The sequence below is a fragment of the Pseudomonas sp. URMO17WK12:I7 genome, from assembly GCF_003269045.1.
GTDB classification, from domain to species: Bacteria; Pseudomonadota; Gammaproteobacteria; order Pseudomonadales; family Pseudomonadaceae; genus Aquipseudomonas; species Aquipseudomonas putida_J.
In genome coordinates, this window is the sequence record NZ_QLTL01000003.1 from 207,006 (window position 1) to 224,161 (window position 17,156).

The 17,156-nt window shown below is 63.4% G+C and carries 15 protein-coding genes; 13 read left to right on the forward strand and 2 right to left on the reverse strand.

Annotated features, from left to right (window positions below; translation table 11 throughout):
- The coding region (locus tag H040_RS05130) for an Ig-like domain-containing protein (RefSeq protein WP_256595182.1) at window positions 1–1,531 on the forward strand (1,531 nt) is incomplete at its 5' end.
- 50 nt (window positions 1,532–1,581) lie between these two features.
- The gene (locus tag H040_RS05135) at window positions 1,582–3,057 is read left to right on the forward strand and encodes a TolC family protein (protein WP_027918614.1); all 1,476 of its coding nucleotides are present in this window, start codon (window positions 1,582–1,584) and stop codon (window positions 3,055–3,057) included.
- Window positions 3,058–3,083: 26 nt separating this feature from the next.
- Here the strand turns inward: H040_RS05135 and H040_RS05140 are convergent, their stop codons facing one another.
- Window positions 3,084–3,773 carry a phytanoyl-CoA dioxygenase family protein gene (locus H040_RS05140; protein WP_027918615.1) on the reverse strand — a complete coding sequence of 230 codons (690 nt, stop codon included), beginning with the start codon at window positions 3,771–3,773 and terminating at the stop codon, window positions 3,084–3,086.
- A gap of 134 nt (window positions 3,774–3,907) precedes the next feature.
- Window positions 3,908–5,659, reverse strand: a complete 1,752-nt coding sequence (locus tag H040_RS05145; protein ID WP_050437206.1) for a hypothetical protein — start codon at window positions 5,657–5,659, stop codon at window positions 3,908–3,910.
- 666 nt (window positions 5,660–6,325) lie between these two features.
- Here H040_RS05145 and H040_RS05150 point away from each other — a divergent pair.
- The 11 genes from H040_RS05150 to H040_RS05205 all read left to right on the forward strand — a co-directional run bounded on the left by H040_RS05150 (window position 6,326) and on the right by H040_RS05205 (window position 17,046).
- On the forward strand, window positions 6,326–6,523 hold the full coding sequence (locus H040_RS05150) for a hypothetical protein (protein WP_027918617.1): 198 nt from the start codon (window positions 6,326–6,328) through the stop codon (window positions 6,521–6,523).
- A complete protein-coding gene (locus H040_RS05155) occupies window positions 6,516–7,373 on the forward strand; it encodes an SH3 domain-containing protein (protein ID WP_027918618.1) in 858 nt (285 codons plus the stop codon). Before H040_RS05150 ends, H040_RS05155 begins: the two co-directional genes overlap by 8 nt.
- 8 nt (window positions 7,374–7,381) lie before the next feature.
- Complete coding sequence (locus tag H040_RS05160) at window positions 7,382–9,352, forward strand: hypothetical protein (protein ID WP_027918619.1); 1,971 nt, start codon at window positions 7,382–7,384, stop codon at window positions 9,350–9,352.
- A gap of 10 nt (window positions 9,353–9,362) precedes the next feature.
- Complete coding sequence (locus H040_RS05165; RefSeq protein ID WP_027918620.1) at window positions 9,363–10,577, forward strand: hypothetical protein; 1,215 nt, start codon at window positions 9,363–9,365, stop codon at window positions 10,575–10,577.
- 405 nt (window positions 10,578–10,982) lie between these two features.
- Window positions 10,983–11,921, forward strand: a complete 939-nt coding sequence (locus tag H040_RS05170; RefSeq protein ID WP_027921220.1) for an NAD(P)-dependent oxidoreductase — start codon at window positions 10,983–10,985, stop codon at window positions 11,919–11,921.
- A gap of 43 nt (window positions 11,922–11,964) precedes the next feature.
- Window positions 11,965–12,753, forward strand: a complete 789-nt coding sequence (locus H040_RS05175; protein WP_027921221.1) for a PhzF family phenazine biosynthesis protein — start codon at window positions 11,965–11,967, stop codon at window positions 12,751–12,753.
- Window positions 12,754–12,830: 77 nt separating this feature from the next.
- Window positions 12,831–13,238, forward strand: coding sequence for a GFA family protein (locus H040_RS05180; RefSeq protein ID WP_027921222.1), 408 nt, complete (start codon window positions 12,831–12,833; stop codon window positions 13,236–13,238).
- 97 nt (window positions 13,239–13,335) lie between these two features.
- On the forward strand, window positions 13,336–14,277 hold the full coding sequence (locus tag H040_RS05185; RefSeq protein ID WP_027921223.1) for a DMT family transporter: 942 nt from the start codon (window positions 13,336–13,338) through the stop codon (window positions 14,275–14,277).
- Between the two features lie 39 nt (window positions 14,278–14,316).
- Window positions 14,317–14,655 carry an FKBP-type peptidyl-prolyl cis-trans isomerase gene (locus H040_RS05190; RefSeq protein ID WP_027921224.1) on the forward strand — a complete coding sequence of 113 codons (339 nt, stop codon included), beginning with the start codon at window positions 14,317–14,319 and terminating at the stop codon, window positions 14,653–14,655.
- Between the two features lie 489 nt (window positions 14,656–15,144).
- On the forward strand, window positions 15,145–15,807 hold the full coding sequence (locus H040_RS05200) for a hypothetical protein (RefSeq protein WP_027921225.1): 663 nt from the start codon (window positions 15,145–15,147) through the stop codon (window positions 15,805–15,807).
- Between the two features lie 45 nt (window positions 15,808–15,852).
- A complete protein-coding gene (locus H040_RS05205; RefSeq protein WP_027921226.1) occupies window positions 15,853–17,046 on the forward strand; it encodes a D-amino acid dehydrogenase in 1,194 nt (397 codons plus the stop codon).
- Window positions 17,047–17,156: the final 110 nt, after the last annotated feature.

A 17,156-nucleotide genomic window follows, 5' to 3' on the forward strand; every position in this document is an offset into this window, starting at 1 on the left:
AGGTGCCAGCAGCATCGTGCGCGTCGATGCCAGCCCGAGCAGCGGCGACTCGGTCCGTTTCACCGTGACCTTCAGCGAAGAGGTCAGCGGTGTGGACGCCAGTGACTTCAACCTGGTCTTCGGAGGCAGCGCCGCCGGTAGCATCAGCAGCGTCACTGCGCTCGATGGGCATACCTACACCGTCCTGGTCGGCGGCCTGAGCGGCCTCGGCAGCCTGCGCCTGGACCTGGCCAACAGCGGCACCGGCATCCTCGACGCCGCCGGCAACGCCATCGCTGGCGGCCTGACGGGCGCCAGCTACAGCATCGACCGCATAGCCCCGAGCGTCGTCAGCGTCGATGTGCCGGCCAGTGGCACTTACGTTGCCGGCCAGACCCTGGACTTCATCGTCAACACCGACGAGGCGGTGCTGGTGGACAGCGGCAACGGCAACCCGCGCCTGGCGATTACCCTGGACAACGGCCGGGTGGTCTTCGCCGACTATGTCTCCACCTCCGGCGGTACTAGGCTGCTGTTCCGCCTCGAAGTCACCAGTGGCATGGCCGGCAACAGCACCTTTGCCGTGGCCTCGTCCATCGACCTCAATGGTGGCAGCCTGCGTGACGCCCATGGCAACGACGCCAATACCGCCTTGAACAACCCGGGCGATACCCGCGGCATCCTGGTCGATGCCAAGGCGCCGCAGCCGAGCAGCATCGTGGTCGACGGCCCGGTGTCGCCGAACGATCGTAGCCTGAGCTTTACCCTGACGTTCGACGAAGCGGTCAGTGGCGTTGATGCTGGCGACTTCTCGGTGCTTGGCAGTAACTCTGCCAGCGGTGTAGTGCAGTCGGTGCAACAGGTTGACGCCAGAAGCTACCGCATCGTGGTTGGCGACCTGCGCGGGCAGGGCAGCTTGTCGTTGAGCCTCAACGCGCCGAACAGCGGCATCCAGGACAGCGCAGGCAACGCCCTGGCCGTCTCGCTGCTCGGCCAGGCGCAGGCCATCCAGAGCCAGGACGTCGGTGATCTGGAGTACCGCCTCAACCCACCGCAGACCCTGGGTGCGCCTCAGGCCGCGTTGCAGGCGCCGCAGGCACCGGCTTTCGTGGCAGACGCCGGTGTCTCGCCGCTGCTGCCCCAGCCTTTGTTCGATGTGCGCACCGTCGGCGGCGACTTGCAGCCACTGGGTACCATCTTCCTCGGCGCCGGCAGCAGTGCGCCGAGCTTCATCGCCCAGGTGTTCGGCAGCAGTGACAGTGGCCGTGGTGGCTTGGGCGGCTTCTTGGGTTTTGGCGGCGGTGATGGCGGGGTATTCGGTAGCAGCGCCTTGGCCAGCGTATTCAGTCATGAAGTACCAGGCGTCAGCGAGATGAACGTGTTCAACGGCAGCCAATGGAAGCAGAGCGATCTCAACCAGGGGTTGCGCGGCGTGTTTGGGGCACCGACCTTCGGTCAGCAACTGCAGCAGATCAATGAAACCGACCAGCGCCATGTGCGCGAGTTGGCCAAGGCCTTGGCTCAACCGACAGAAATCGGGCAGCGGGCATGAAAGACAGCATGCAACTTGATAACCCGGCCGTACCAGGGGGCGGCCCAAGGATGAATAATAGCCACAAACTCTTTGCTGCCAGCCTGCTGGTACTGGCCATCAGCGGCTGTGCCGTCACCAGTGAGCCGATCGACCGCAGTGTCAGCGAGGCGCGCGCCCGTGCCGACCTGGCGACCATGTTCAAGGACCAGGAGCAGGTCAGCGGCCCATTGACCCTGCACCAGGCCATGGCACGTGCAGTCAAGTACAACCTCGAAGCTCGCCTGAAGGTGATGGAGGAGGCGCTGTCTCAGCGCCAGGTCGACCTGGCCCGCTTCGACATGCTGCCGCGCATGGCGCTGGCCGCCGGCTACGCCGGTCGTAACAATGTCAGTGCATCCAGCAGCCAGAGCGTCCAGACAGGCACTCAGTCCCTCGAACCCTCGACCTCCCAGGATCGTGATCGCGACGTGGCCGACCTGACCATGGTGTGGAACGTGCTGGACTTTGGTGTCAGCTACGTCAGTGCCAAGCAACAAGCCGACCAGCGGTTGATACTCGATGAGCGGCGGCGCAAGGTGATCCACACCATCACTCAGGATGTGCGTTCTGCCTACTGGCGAGCCGTGGCCGCCCAGCGCTTGCTGAGCCAGATCGACAGCCTGATGGGCCGCATCGACCAGGCCCGCGACAATAGCCAGCGCATGGCGGCGCAGCGTGTCGGCGATCCGGTGCAGAGCCTGAGCTACCAGCGTGCCCTGATCGAAGCCACCCGACAGCTGGAAGAGCAGCGCCGTGCGCTGTCCCTGGCCAAGACTGAGCTGGCCGCGCTGATCAACCTGCCGCTGAACACCGACTTCACCCTGGCGCCGGAAGAAGGCTACCAGGTACCCGAGTTCAAGGCCGACTTCGCCAAGCTCGAACAGCAAGCCCTGGCCAGCCGCCCGGAGCTGCGCGAGCAGGACTACCAGGCGCGCATCAGCGCTGCGGAAACCCGCAAGGCCATGCTGCGCCTGTTACCGGGCCTGGAGTTCTCCGCTGGCGGGCACTACGACAGCAACTCGTTCCTGACCAACCAGAGTTGGGCCGACTACGGTGTGAAGGTCACCTGGAACCTGTTCAACGTGCTCTCGGCGCCTGCGGCCATCAAGGTCGCCGAAGCCGGCGAGGACGTGGCAGCAGCCCGTCGCCAGGCGATGTCCATGGCGGTGCTGGCGCAGCTGTACGTGGCCAACGCCAACTTCAACGAGGCCGTGCGGCAGTTCCATACCAGCGAGGAGCTGGCGAGCCTGGACGGGCAGATCGCCGAGCAGCTGCGCAATCGCTACCAGACGCAGAACATCGGTGAGCTCGAGCTGATCCAGGGCGAGCTGAACAACCTGCAGACCCAGCTCAAGCGCGACCTGTCCTACGCCGAACTGCGCAAAGCCTATGCGCAGTTGTATGTCAGCTCGGGGGCGGATCCGTTGCCGGACAACCTGCCGGATGACAGGCTGCAGACCATCGCAACGGCACTGCAGAACAGCGAAGCTAGCTGGAATCGCTGATTCAGGTGAGCGTGGCGGGTTGGCGCTCAGCCCGCAGGTGGTTGGCCGAGCGCCTTGCCCGAGGGCTCGAAGCGGTCAAGGGTGTCCATCCTGACGTTGCGCAGCGCCCGTGTTTCAAGGTGGGAGGTGTAAAGCGACTCGGCACGGTAACTGACCATCAGTGTGCGACGGTGCCTGCCGGTGAGGTTTCGGCTAGCCGCATGCACCAGCTCGGCATCGAACACCAGGATGTCGCCGGCATGTCCGGCAAGTTGTTGCGAGAGCGATTCGTCGTTGAAGTCGAACGGTTGCTCGCCTGGTTGAGGCCTGTGGCTGCCCGGCACGATGCGTGTTGCACCGTTGCCGGGGCCGAAATCGTCCAGATAGACCAGCACGCTCACCGTATCACCTGGCCGCCGCCCCGACCGGTCACGGTGCAACGCCTGGTGGCCGCCGCTGGCGACGGGGTCGCGGCCTTCCACCTGGGAAAGAAAGAACCGCTCACCGAGCAACTCCCCGACGGTCGCCAGCAGCTGAGGCAGGCGGCATGCCGCCTGAACTTGCGGGTCTTCATCCAGTTGCGAATGGCGCCAGTCCGGGCCACGCGGCACCGGCCATTGCTGCGAGGGCACCACGCCGGTTTCGAACACTGCGCGCAGATGCTCCAGCCACTGCTGCGGTATTGCCTGACGGAGCAAGGCATAGCCATCTCGATGGAGTTGTTCGCGTTCGGTCATGGCGTGCGCACATCCTTGTTGTTCGGGGCCGGGCAATGATAACGATCGGGTTACGCCTTTACGAGCCAGCGAAAAGCCCCGCAGATCGACGCCTGCGGGGCTTTTCGTTCCTGGGTTGTACAGCTTGCTTCAACTCACCAGGGCGTTGGTTCCAGCGCGCCGACACCGCTGAGGGTGGTGCTGCCTTCGCCATTGCGCAGGAACGGCAGGTGCCAGAAGTCATTGGGCACTATCTCGTCCCCTGGCTTGACGTTCTCCGGGAATATGAACTCGAACACCGGTGCCACGTACTGCCCGGCAACCAGCCCGTTGGCCACGGTCAGGCGGCTGGCGTTCTGCAGGCAGTTGTCGACCCCGGTTTGCGCAAGGGTGTTGGCGGGCACGCAGAGTGAGCGAGCCATTACCCGCAAGGTACGGCTTGGCTGGCTCAGCAGGCCGGTCGGAGACTTGGACGCACGCAAGCGTGCACGTTGCGGCTGAGCACCCACGTTTTGCGTGGTGATCCCGCCTGAAGCGCCGGCGCAGGTAGCTGCCAACACGCCCGCGGGGTCACACTCACCGGTCATTTCGAACGGTGTGATCCAGCGGTTGCGCTGTACGCCGGTGGCAGGGTCGACATCGATCAGATAGATGTCCACTGGGGTCTTCACGTCGGTAGTTTCGGCTTCAAGGAAGATGCGGTCCTGGGTTTCCTGGGCCGCGCCGTTTACCGCGACCAAGGCCGGGTCTGCAGTGCCGACGCCGAACTCGCCAATGGCCAGATAGCTGGGCTGACTGCCCGGCTGGGTGTAGATGCCGAGGTTGGCCTCGATGGTATGGGCTGAAATGAAGTCCGGAACGCCGGCAGTGGTGGATTTGAACAGCGTGCCGGAGTAGGTGATGAAGTCGCCGACTTCGAACGGTACCTGTTGCGTCGGGTCCGGGTCGGTTGCAGTCCGGGTCGGGTCACTGAAGCGCTTCATGACGAACTGGCTGCAATAGAGCTGGCCTGCCTTTGGTGGTGTCAATTCACCGGCAGCCGGCAGCGCCACGCCGGCCTGGGCAAAGTTGCGGCAGTTGTTGGTGGTGGTCGGGGTGACTACTTTAGGCCGGTTTTTCTGCGGGCAAAGAGGGTCATCACCAGTACGCGGCACGCACATCGGGTAACCCGTCGCCGAGTGAATGGTCGGGTTGGCGTCATCCACCGAGAAGCGCGGGTCAGGGCTCTGGGCCCGCCCGAAACGCCCGTTGGGGTCGTTGATCTGCAGGATCGTCGGTTGCGGCGAGTTGGTACTGGTCACTTCGATATTGCCAGTGGTCTGGTCGATCCTGCTGATGTAGCCACTGCCGACGTGGGCCGATTGCTGGGAGATGAAGATCAAGCCGGCAATCTGTTTGCCCGCGACCGTGTTGCCGACAACATGCACTTCGAAAGAAGGGTAAGTTGCCGGTAGTTGTTTGAGACCCAAGGGGCCGCCGTGGACGAACTCAGCCCAGGTGAGGGTATTGGCGGGCATCTGGATGATCGAGTTACAGGGCACGTTGATGGTTGTGCCGTTGACCACCACCGTACCGCCCAAACGGTTTGGGTTACTTGTATTGGGGCAGTTGCCATTGCTGCTGTCGACGGTCATGTCCTGAATGAAACCGGTGATGTCGAAGCCGTGAATGGCCAAGGGGTCGACAAAGACCGGGTCGGGTAGCGTTGGCGTTGTGAAGGGGGACGGCGTGCCCTTGACCGGCTTGTCGGTCCCGCCCTTGGCCCAGGCATCGCCAGGCCCGGCAATACTCAGTGCCAGCGCGGCGACGACTGCACCGGCAAGCAGGGCCGGGCGAGCGAAAAGCGTGCTGAGCCGCGCTTGGGTGTGAGCTGCGGCTGAAGTTATGACGCCTGCAGATGTGCGCATAATGGTCTCCGAAATGCTGCCAGCCTCTTTGCAAGCATTCGATCTACCGACGTTAGGGCTCGTGTTGCACGGCTTGTGCAACAACTACGGAGCGATACGGATATCGAATAAACAGCTCGACTGAAGTACCGGAGTACGGGACTTCCGACGCACTCGAGCGGCAATGTTCTGGCCGGTTCCGGACATGTTCGCAAGAGGTCGTTCCTTGAGCCATAACGGTCAAAGCACGTGTTGTGCCATGCCTGAGTTGGCGCATGGCTGCCGGAAAAACTGTTACTAATTGTAAAAATTTTATTCAGATCTAGTAAGAAAAAAAATGGGTAACCCAGGGTTGGGGATGCAGCGCCAGAATTGGGTGGGTTAGAGTCTGGTTTTCGCCTGGTTTGTAGTCATTGTTTCCTCTCTGCTATTTCCGTTGCCTGTTCTGGCCTCGGCACAGCGGTCGTGGCTCGGTCGGTAAATGAGCCTGCAACCGCAATTGCATCAATACCTGCTCAATGAGCGTGTCGAGGTGTATTTCAGGCCCGTATGAGAGCCTTTTCCCCGCAACATTTTGTCTCGTATTGCGCTAGAATGCGCCGGCAAATCGCTACTAGCGCCCAGGCTCCCCCCGTGTAATGACTACGCGTCCTGGTCGATCACCTTGTTCTGACATGGATTGGTTGGATGCTTCTCGCCGTACTGGTTTTACTCAATGCCCGCTGCTTGTCGGGCCGATCGTCGTTCAGCCCCCAGCCGCTGAAGCGCGCCAGTATCGCCATCCCCTTGCAGATTCCTCACAGCCACATCTCGTCCGGCCTGCCTCTGGCCGTCGCGCGCGTGCGCCTGTTCACTCACTGGAAATGGAGTGCTCCACTTGCGTAAGAAATTCGTCGCTTCCCTCTTGGCGGTCGCCATCGCCTCTACCACGGCCTGCGCACAGCTCGGGATCAGCAAAGAGCAAGCGGGCACCGTGATCGGTGGCCTGGCCGGTGTGGCCATCGGCTCGACCTTGGGCAGTGGCAACGGCAAGATCGCCGCCGCCCTGATTGCCGGTGGTATTGGCGCCTATGTCGGCAACCGCATCGGCCATCACCTCGATGAGAAGGACCAGCAAGCGCTGGCGCTGCGCACTCAGGAAGTACTGAGCCAGCCGGCCACCGCCAGCGCCCAGCCGGTGACCTGGAAGTCCGACCACTCTGGCGCCACCGCGCAGATCACCCCGGGCAAGGAATACACCAAGACCCAACAGGTCCAGGTCAAGCGTGCACCGAAGATCCAGGCGGTGCCATCGATGAAGCTGATCAACGAGCCTTACGTCACCATCAGCGACAACCTCAACGTGCGTGCCGCGCCCAACCCGAGCGGCGAGAAGGTTGGCAGCCTGAAGAACCACACCGAGTTCACCGCCGTCGGCTCCACCGGCGACTGGGTCCTGGTCGGGCGCAAGGGCGTGACCGTCGGCTATGTGCACAAGAACTACGTCGAACCGAAGGCCCAGGCCGTGGCCAAGCGCGTGAGCCCGGCCGTCAACCTGGACGACCTGGACGTTGCTGCCAGCAAGGAAACCCAAGGCTTCGACCTCGATTCGATCCAGTCGCTGCCAACCCAGACCGTGGCCGCCGAGGCCGCCTGCCGCCCGGTCACCGTCAGTCTGCAGTCGCAAGGCGGGCAGACCGAGCAGGAGCAGAACACCTTCTGCAAACAAGCCAACGGCACCTGGGAACTGATCTGAGGAACTCCATGAAAAAGCACGCGCTCACGCTGGCTGTGATCGGCGCTTGTGGTCTGGTACCGCAGGCGTTCGCCCACGAGCTGGCCTTCTCGAAGAAAGACAACATCAAGGTCGAAGTGCCAGGGGACGCCAGCAACTGGTGCAAGCCTGACGTCGAAATGACCATCACCCGCCCGGCATGGGACGACCAGGCGCTGCTCTCGGGTTTGCTGACCAAGCTGCCGTTCGTGTTCGCCAAGGACTGCGCGACGGCGAAGGTCTCCTGGAAGGCTGTTGACGGCACTGGCAAGCTTTTCGCCAGCGGCTCGGGCACAGCATCCAACCTGGGCCTGGTAACGCTCGCGGCCACGCCTGCCGCAGTACCTGCCGCGGCAGCATCTGCGCCAGCACCGACACCTGTTACTGCTGCGGCCCCTGCAGCTGAGCCTGCCAAGGCAGAAGCAGCGGCCGCTCCAGCGCCGGTGGCCGTAGCGCCAGCCCCTGCAGCCGAGCCTGCCAAGGCAGAAGCAGCGGCCGCTCCAGCGCCGGCGGCCGCAGCACCAGCCCCTGCTGCCGAGCCTGCAAAGGCAGAAGTACCGGCGGCTCCAGCACCCGTGGTCGCAGCGCCAGCCCCTGTTGCCGAGCCTGCCAAAGCAGACGCACCGGCTGCTCCGGCACCTGTAGCCGATGCGCCAGCAGCTGCTCCAGCGCCTGCCCCCGCTTCGGCCATAGCTGCTGCCCCCAGCGCGGATTTCGGCCGTTCTCTGGTACTGCAAAACCCGAAGTTGATGCAGATCACCGACGCCTCTGGTTGCAAGTGGGTACTCAGCACCTCGACCATCAACGACGGTGACAACCTGGCATTCGGCGCCACCCCGGCCATGCCGTGCCCGGCATCGGGCTTCGGTGAGGGCAGCTTCGAGAAACTGTCCTGGAAAGTGCCCGCCACCTACCGTGGCGATAACTGGAACCGGGTCTACGTTCACCCGAGCACCCTGATTTTCAACAAGAACCTCGAAGCCGCGGTGAAGAACAAAGCGGTGGCCTACCTGTCCCCGGAAGCGGACCAGGCGGCCTTCCTGGTCGGCGAGATCCCTGCTCGGCAGATGAAGGTGTATCTGACCTTCCAGCGTTCGAACTGGGGTGCACTGCGGCCGTTCAGCAACGACCCTTACTACGTCGCGGTAACCCCCGACGAGTCGTTCGCCCTGGATGCTGCCAAGTACCGAGAGGCGGCGGTCGAAGTGTTCGAGCTGATCAAAACGACTTCGCCGAGCACCACCGACGTGGCCACCTTGCTCATCGCGAAAAACCTGCAGGCGATCGCGGCCAATGGCTGGAATGACAACGCGCAGAAGATCGTCCGCAACCGCATTGGCCTCAACCGCAACGGCCTGTACTTCGATGTGCGCGAAGGCACCAACTGGACGGCCCAGCGTGAACAGGAGCGCCTGCGCGAAGCGCGCCAGCGCCAAGCCGAACTGGCACGCGTGCACACCCGTGTGCTGGCACGTTATGAGCAGCTGCAGGCTGGCATGGGCGAGTTCAAGGGCCGCGAAACCGAAGCCCTGGCACAGATGGCCGGTATCACCGTGCGCATCGGCTCGCCACTGGCCCTGCAAGACCCAGGGTCGTCGGCCAGTGTCGCGCCGATGATGGTGCATGTAACCGGCAAGCAAGGTGACTTCTACAGCATCGACTTCCCGAGCAAGGGCCGCCTGGTCGCCGAAGAAGAATACGGCGAAGGCTGGTATGTCGCCCGTGTGGCCAACGCCACGCCGTACTACCCGCTGGAAGATGGCCGGGCCATCCCGACCTACCGTGCCTACGGCATCGGTGAGCCACAGGCCTGCAAGCAGGACAAGTGTGCCGATCAGGTGTCTTTCGGCGCCGTGCTGGCCAGGGAGTTCCCAGGCGCAGGCATCGACTTCAGCTGGACCCCAGAGGTCTCCCAACGGTACGTGAACGACTGGAAGAATGCTTCCGCCCAGGTCCAGTGAGGCAAACACCATGACTAAACAGATGAACAAGAAGCAGCTGCTGATTGGCGGTGTCGCGGCGGCAGTGCTGGCGCTGGGCGGCGGTTACGCGCTGCTTTCAAGCTCGGGCAAGAAGGCCGCGATGGCCTATTACGAGGACTTCAAGGAACGCTACTTCCTGGAGGACGTGCTGTCCGAAGGCGATATTTCCTACTCGGCGTTCTCCGGCAACCTGACCGTGGCCGACCCCGAGATCCGCATGGCGGCGGCGCAGACCAACGGTGCCGAGCAATTCATGCGTGGCCTGCAGGGCCTGTTCGAATCGGCCCGTGGCGGTTCGCCGGAAGAGGGCCTGGCCGGCTGGGCCAAGTACCAGCTCAATGCCACCGCCAGCCGCTACACCGCAGGTGTGTACCTGAAGGCCGATGCGCTGAAACTGGCCCATGAGGGCGACAGCAAGGACGGCAAGATCCACATCCAGCTGCTCGGCATGCAGATGGCCAACCCCTATGTGTCGCGCAAAGGTGCCGAGCTGGTGCTGGTTTCGGACGTCAACGACGAGATCCAGCCGCGTGCCGAGCTGACCGCCAATGGCCGTGCCACCCAGTCGGACTTCGCCTGGGGCGCCAACCTGGCAGTACGCCAGCCGGTGACGGGCGCGTTTTTGGTCAGCAGCACCGGTGAATACGGCACCACGGTCGATCTGGACTTCACCCTTCAGCGCTCCGGCGATGGTGAGGGTTCGATGGAGTTCGTCGTGACGCACCGCAATGACGGCTCGAAGGTCGGCCAGATCGTGCGCAAGGCCGACTTCCAGTCGCTGCCAGCGCTCGACGATGTCGAGCTTCAGCTCAAGAATGCCCTGAGCGGCCTGATCGTCGGCGCCTACAGCTCGTTCACCGGCCAGGCGGTGCTGGCCGAAGCAGTGAGCGGCTTTGCGCGCAAGGCCAAGGTCGAGAACTACAGCGTGAGCTACAGCGGTTTCAAGCCGCTCAAGCAAGCGTACAGCGCCTTCCAGGAAGGCGCACCGAAGGCGAAGTTCGCGGCGTTCTGTGACGAGGTCGGGCTGTCCACCTGGAGCAGTGACTTTGGTGCCAAGGGCAAGAACCACAGCGATTCGGAGTGTGCCATCGGGCAGAAGCTGGTCGAGGATGGCAAGTTCGAGGAAACGTACACCTTCAAGGAAGGCAAGAGCCTGTTCGCGGCGCTTTTCGTGAGCAAGGCCTACGAGCTGGAAACCAACTGACGGTGTAGCGCCTGTCTTGAGGTTTTTAGCGCCTGTGAGGTCGAGCGCCGCCCGCGCGGCGCATCGCGGATGAATCCGCTCCTACATTTGTTGCAACGTGCCGAACCTGTTACGCCATGGTTGCCTGCCTTGGCGCATGACTTGAGCCGTGCAAACCGGCTGACAACCATGGCCTTACAGGCGTGGCCACGTTGCAACAAATGTAGGAGCGGATTCATCCGCGATGCGCCGCGCGGGCGGCGCTCGATCTCCCAGGCACTGCAACTTTCCCGGCGTACACCTGTAAGCCCTAACGCGCCCTGAAGCCCATTCCACCCATACAGTACAGCTTCCTGCTGTTTTTCGAGTTGACTGTATCGGCCAGTTACCCCGCATAATCCCTGCTGATTTTCATGGAGGGGTGGTATGAGCAAAACAGTCCTGGTACTGGTGGAAACCGTCGACGATTACCTGCCATTGCTCGAGCAGGCAGGTTACCGGCTGATCTGCGCGCCGTCCCCGCAACTGCGTGCCGACGCCATCCACCGCCATGCAGGTGAGATCGACGCGGTGCTCACCCGCGGCCCGCTGGGCCTGACCGCTGCGGAAATCGCCGCCTTGCCCAAGCTGCAGATCATCTGTGTGATTGGTGCCGGCTACGAGCAGGTCGACCTGGCTGCCGCGGCAGCCCGTGGCATCACTGTCACCAATGGCGCTGGCGCAAACGCCGCGACGGTTGCCGACCACACCTTGGCCCTGCTGCTGGCGCTGCTGCGCGACATTCCCCGTGCCGACGCCAGCACCCGCCGTGGCGAGTGGAACCGAGTCATCAGCCCTTCGGTCAGCGGCAAGCGCCTGGGTCTGCTGGGCCTCGGCGCGGTTGGCCTGGCCATCGCCAAGCGCGCCAGCCAGGGCTTTGACATGAACATCAGCTATCACAGCCGCACCCCTCGCCAGGACGTGCCCTACACCTGGTACGAAAGTCCGCTGCACCTGGCCGATGCCGTCGATATCCTGGTCGTTGCCACCCCCGGTGGTACCAGTACCCGCCATCTGGTCGATGCCCAGGTGCTCGAGGCCTTGGGCGCGGAGGGTTACCTGGTGAATATCGCCCGGGCCAGTGTGGTCGACACCCAGGCGCTGGTAAGTGCCCTGGAACATGGCCAGCTCGCGGGTGCCGCCCTCGATGTGTTCGATGATGAGCCCGCAGTGCCAGACGCCCTCAAGGCCCTCGGCAACACGGTCCTCACCCCCCACGTGGCCGGCCAGTCGCCCGAGGCCGCACGCGACACCGTGAGCCTCGTGCTGCGCAACCTGCAGGCCTTCTTTGCTGGCGAGCCGGTGCTCACGCCAGTCCACGCGTAACCTTTTCCAAACCCGGGCTTGCCCGGAGCACAAGGAGCGTTTGATGCAACTCGAGATCTTCCAGGTCGATGCCTTCTCCGACGAGCCTTTTGGTGGCAACCCGGCGGCGGTGATCCCGCTGCAAAGCTGGCTGCCGGACAATGTGCTGCAACGTATCGCCGAAGAGAACAACCTCTCCGAAACGGCCTACTTCGTGCGCAACGGTGCAAGCTTCGACCTGCGCTGGTTCACCCCGACCGTCGAGGTCGACCTGTGCGGCCACGCCACCCTGGCTTCGGCCTACGTATTGTTCGAACAACTCGGTGAGCAAGCCGAAGTGCTGCGCTTCAACACCCGCAGTGGCGAACTGCGGGTCAGCCGGGGTACCGACGGCCTGCTGGCCATGGACTTCCCGGCCAAGCAACCGCAAGCAGTGGATGCGCCGGCCGGGTTGCTGGAGGCGCTGGGCCTGAACGCAGCCATGGCGGTGTACCGCTCCGACGACTATGTGGTGGTGGTCGATGACGCCGCGTTGCTCGACCCGCTCAAACCCGACTTCGTCGCCTTGTCGGCATTCGACGTGCGTGGCATCGCGGTCACTGCCGCCGGCCGTGGCTTCGACTTTGTCACCCGTTGGTTCGGGCCGCGGGTCGGCGTCAATGAAGACCCGGTCACCGGCTCTGCGCATACCTCGCTGGCGCCGTTGTGGGCCGAGCGGTTGGGCAAATCGTCGCTGAGCTGCGAACAGGGCGGGGCGCGCAAAGGGCAGTTGCATTGTGACGTTTCTGGCAATGGCCGGGTGATCATCAGCGGGCGTGCGGCGCTGTACCTGCGCGGCAGCGTATTCATCTGATCGAACGGGTGGGGGGCGGGCTCTGTGCTGTGGAGCCCGATCTATACTTGCTGGCCCAACCTGCAAGGAGCCCCACCATGACCCTGGAAAAAAGCGGCAGTTGCCTGTGCGGTGAGACCCGCCTGCGCGCCAGCGTCGACAATACCCACATCAGCGCCTGCCATTGCAGCATGTGCCGCAAATGGACCGGCGGCCCACTGCTGGTCGTGGATTGCAGCAAAGCGCCGGTCTTCGAGGGGCGGGCGCCCGCTGTCTACGACTCGTCCGATTGGGCCCAGCGTGGTTTTTGCAGCCGTTGCGGCACGCACCTTTATTACCGGCTCAAGGATAAAGACCACTATGCGGTTCCTGTGGGCCTGCTGGACGGTGACGAGGCCTGGGATTTCGACCTGCAGATCTTCGTCGAGCAGAAACCTGCCTGGTATTGCTTCGCCAACCAGACCAAGGAGCTGACTGGGGAGCAAGCGTTCGAGCAGTTCGGCTGACCTAGACCCCGCGGGATAGACCGCAAGCGAAAAGATACTTTGCCGCCAGCCCCACACAGCGGTAGCCTGCGCGCATCCACGAACAGGAGCGGGCAGTGTGAAGCGCGGTGTGATGTGTGCCGGTGGGGCCGGTGCATTGTGGGGCATGGTACTGATGGTTCCGGAGCTGCTGCCGGAGTTCAACCCGATGCTGCTGAGCAGCGTACGCTATGCGATGGTCGGCCTGATCTCGTTGCTGCTGGCCGCGCCGATGGCCCGGCAGCTGCGCCAGTTGACCCTGGCGGACGGCTGGATGTTGCTGCGCCTGGCAGTGGTTGGCAACCTGGTTTACTTCATCTGCCTGGTGGCGGCGATCCAGCGCCTGGGCGTGGCACCTGCCTCGCTGATCGTCGGGGTGCTGCCGCTGACCATTACCCTGTATGGCCGTAACGACAGCGGCGCAGTGCCGATCCGGCGGCTGGTGGGCCCGCTGGCGCTGATCCTTGCCGGAATGTTGTGCATCAACCTGGAGACGTTCGCCTTCGCCCCGGGTGATATCGGCGACAAGCTGATGGGGCTGTTATACGCCCTGGCCGCGCTGGCCTGTTGGACCTGGTACGCGGTGCAGAACAGCCGTTACCTCAAGCAGAGTGGGCATTTCGACAGCCACCAGTGGTCGGTGCTGATCGGCGTGCTGACAGGCCTGAGCAGCCTGGTGATGGTTGCCGCCCTGGCCCTATGGCAGCCGCAGCAGCTGCAGGTCGAGGCGCCGATGGCCCGTTGGTGGCTGTTCTGGGCCGCTTGCCTGGGGTGTGCGGTGCTGGGTTCCTGGTTGGCCACGGCGCTGTGGAACGCGGCGTCCAAGCGACTGCCGTTGACCTTGAGCGGGCAACTGATCGTATTCGAGACCCTGTTCGCGCTGTTGTATGCCTTTCTTTGGCGGCAAGCCGGGCCGAGTCTGCTGGAAGCGGCGGCGATCGTTCTGGTGATCGGCGGGGTGCTGTGGTCGATGCGCCAGCACGGCACGCCACGGGAGCTTGCCAAACCCGTGCATTCCTGAGAAAAGGGCGCCCTTGTATTTCAGCGTTGGAGCATGCCCATGAGCAGCGAACTGCAGATCACCGACCTCGTCGAAGGCGACGGCAAAGCGGCCGTCAAAGGCGCCCTGATCACCACCCAGTACACCGGCTGGCTGGCCGACGGCAGCGAGTTCGATTCGTCGTGGTCGCGCGGCAAACCCTTCCAGTGCGTGATCGGCACTGGCCGTGTGATCAAAGGCTGGGACCAGGGGTTGATGGGCATGCGTGTGGGGGGCAAGCGCAAGCTGCAGGTGCCAGCGCACCTGGGGTACGGCGAGCGCAGCGTGGGGGCGATTGCGCCGAACTCGGACCTCACCTTCGAGATCGAACTGCTGGAAGTGCTGACGCGGGATGATTGATTGCGCGTGCGCCAGCATGCGCTTGATTTGGGATTTGCAGCGCTTGTGAGATCGAGCGCCGCCCGCGCGGCGCATCGCGGATGAATCCGCTCCTACATCCATTTCGGGCCAGTTTTTCCTGTGAAGTCACCTTTGTCCGCCTTGGCGCAAGGCGGGCAGCTCATCTGGCGCAGGATAGACTGGCCCGAAACGGATGTAGGAGCGGATTCATCCGCGATGCGCCGCGCGGGCGGCGCTCAATCTCAAGAGCGCCTCAAAACTCAAGCCGAACACCTCACAGCCTTAAATATCTCTGCAACACACCTGCTCTAACCTGATCCTTGCCTAGGGAACGGCATCCACACTCAGGGAGGAACCAAACGGGCCAAGGGCACTCTGAGTCCTGCTCGTTGCCAAGGATGGCAATCACTAACACGGATGCCCTGCGGCACAGGCCGCGGGGCAATGTGGCGGGTATCCAGATACTTTTTGCCACAAGAGCCTGCCTACATGAAGTTGCCATCTTTCTTCCGACGTCGCCGCCACCTGATGCTCAGCCTGGCCCTCGTCGCCGCGGCTGTGCCGCTGGCACTGGAAGTGGTCGAAAGCCGCGCTCAACCGGTTGACGGTACCCAGACGCTGGTGTTTCTGCGCCATGCTGAAAAGCCCGGTGAAGGCCTGGGGCAACTGAACTGCCAGGGGCTCAACCGCGCGCTGGACCTGGCTACCTTGCTGCCGGAGCGTTTCGGCAAGGCGGATTATGTATTCGCGGCCAATCCCTCGCGGCATGTCGAGGAAGGCAGCCAGGACCAGAGTTACAGCTACATCCGCCCGCTGATGACCATCACGCCCAGCGCCATTCGCCTGGGTTTGCCGGTCAACATCGAATTCGCTGCCAACGACACCGACGAGCTCGCCGATGAACTGGTCAGCGAGAAGTACCGCAATGCCACGGTCTATACCGCCTGGGGCCACGGCTACCTGCCCGAACTGATCAATGCCGTGGCCGGCAAGGCGTTGGGCGACAAGCGGGTGATTACCGAAGACTGGAACGGCGACGATTTCGATAGCCTCTACGTCCTCACCCTGACCTGGCACGACGGCAAGGCCAGCCTGCTCAGCCGGAACGTCCGCCAGGGTCTGAATGGCGGTGCCCATAGCTGCCCGACCTGATCCGCTGATACTGTCTTGGCAGGGAAGTCAGGCCAGGGAAGAACAATGACGCAACGGGTAACGGTAATCGGTGGTGGTGTGATCGGCCTGGCGACGGCCTATGCGCTGGTGCGCGAAGGCCTGTCGGTGGTGCTGGTCGAGGCGCGAGACCAGCTGGCCTCGGCGACCAGTTTCGCTAACGGTGGGCAGCTTTCTTATCGCTATGTAGCGCCGTTGGCCGATGCCGGTGTGCCATGGCAGGCGCTTGGCTGGCTATTGCGAGGTGACTCGCCGCTGCGCCTGCGCTTGCGCCTGGACCCGGCCCAATGGCGCTGGTTGCTGGCATTTGTGATGGCTTGCCGCCGTAGTGTCAATCACCGTAACGCCGCACAGCTGCTGGAGTTGGCCTTGCACAGCCAGGCCACCCTGAAACGCTGGCGTGAAGACGACGGCCTGAGCGATTTTGCCTGGCGTCAGAACGGCAAGCTGGTGGCATTTCGCAGTGATCGGGCGTTCGCCCATTGCCGCGAACATTTGCTCGATCCAAACAATCAGCAGGTGCTCGGTGCCAGCGAAGTCAGGGCGCTGGAACCGGCATTGGCGGATGTGCCCTTTATCGGCGCAGTGCTGACCCCGGAAGAGGAAGTCGCCGATTGCCATCGTTTCTGCGAGCGCCTGGCAGAGCGCTTGCGGGCATCTGGGCAATGCCGATTCCTGCTGGGCCGCCCGGTCACGCGCCTGATCGCCCGTGAGGATCGGGTCGTGGCATTGCAACTGGGGCTTGAGCAAAGGGAGGTCGAGCGCCTGGTGCTGTGCACCGGCCATCGAAGTGCCGGGCTGGCGCTGCCAGGGCTGCGGCTGCCGGTCTACCCGCTCAAGGGTTACAGCCTGACAGCTGCGATCGCGGCGGAACATCGAGCGCCGGAGGTCAGCATTACCGACTACGAGCGCAAGATCGTCTACGCGCGGCTTGATCAGCAGCTGCGAATAGCGGCGATGGTGGATATCGTTGGCTACGACGAAGCGGTGGATGCGCGCAGGCTCGACAGCCTGCGTCGCCAGGCACTGGAGACCTTGCCGCAGGCTGCCGATTACGCAGGGGCGGTTGAGTGGGCAGGAATGCGGCCTGCGACGCCGACCGGTGTGCCGATTGTGGGGGCCTCAGCTTACCGCAACCTGTGGCTTAACCTTGGGCATGGGGCCCTAGGGTTTACCTTGGCCTGTGCCAGCGGCGAGCGGCTGGCGCGGATGTTGTGTTGATTGTGCCGGCCCTTTCGCGGGTAAACCCGCTCCCACAGGTGTGCATCGCCTTCAAGCACGGTGAGTATTTGTGGGAGCGGGTTTATCGAGGCGTCGAACCGCCGCGAAGA

Excerpts from the sequence above, each read along its gene's own strand:
- H040_RS05135 (WP_027918614.1), top strand. The coding sequence starts at position 1,582 with ATGAATAATAGCCACAAACTCTTTGCTGCCAGCCTGCTGGTACTGGCC.
- H040_RS05140 (WP_027918615.1), bottom strand. The coding sequence starts at position 3,773 with ATGACCGAACGCGAACAACTCCATCGAGATGGCTATGCCTTGCTCCGT.
- H040_RS05145 (WP_050437206.1), bottom strand. The coding sequence starts at position 5,659 with ATGCGCACATCTGCAGGCGTCATAACTTCAGCCGCAGCTCACACCCAA.
- H040_RS05150 (WP_027918617.1), top strand. The coding sequence starts at position 6,326 with ATGCTTCTCGCCGTACTGGTTTTACTCAATGCCCGCTGCTTGTCGGGC.
- H040_RS05160 (WP_027918619.1), top strand. The coding sequence starts at position 7,382 with ATGAAAAAGCACGCGCTCACGCTGGCTGTGATCGGCGCTTGTGGTCTG.
- H040_RS05165 (WP_027918620.1), top strand. The coding sequence starts at position 9,363 with ATGACTAAACAGATGAACAAGAAGCAGCTGCTGATTGGCGGTGTCGCG.
- H040_RS05170 (WP_027921220.1), top strand. The coding sequence starts at position 10,983 with ATGAGCAAAACAGTCCTGGTACTGGTGGAAACCGTCGACGATTACCTG.
- H040_RS05175 (WP_027921221.1), top strand. The coding sequence starts at position 11,965 with ATGCAACTCGAGATCTTCCAGGTCGATGCCTTCTCCGACGAGCCTTTT.
- H040_RS05180 (WP_027921222.1), top strand. The coding sequence starts at position 12,831 with ATGACCCTGGAAAAAAGCGGCAGTTGCCTGTGCGGTGAGACCCGCCTG.
- H040_RS05190 (WP_027921224.1), top strand. The coding sequence starts at position 14,317 with ATGAGCAGCGAACTGCAGATCACCGACCTCGTCGAAGGCGACGGCAAA.
- H040_RS05200 (WP_027921225.1), top strand. The coding sequence starts at position 15,145 with ATGAAGTTGCCATCTTTCTTCCGACGTCGCCGCCACCTGATGCTCAGC.
- H040_RS05205 (WP_027921226.1), top strand. The coding sequence starts at position 15,853 with ATGACGCAACGGGTAACGGTAATCGGTGGTGGTGTGATCGGCCTGGCG.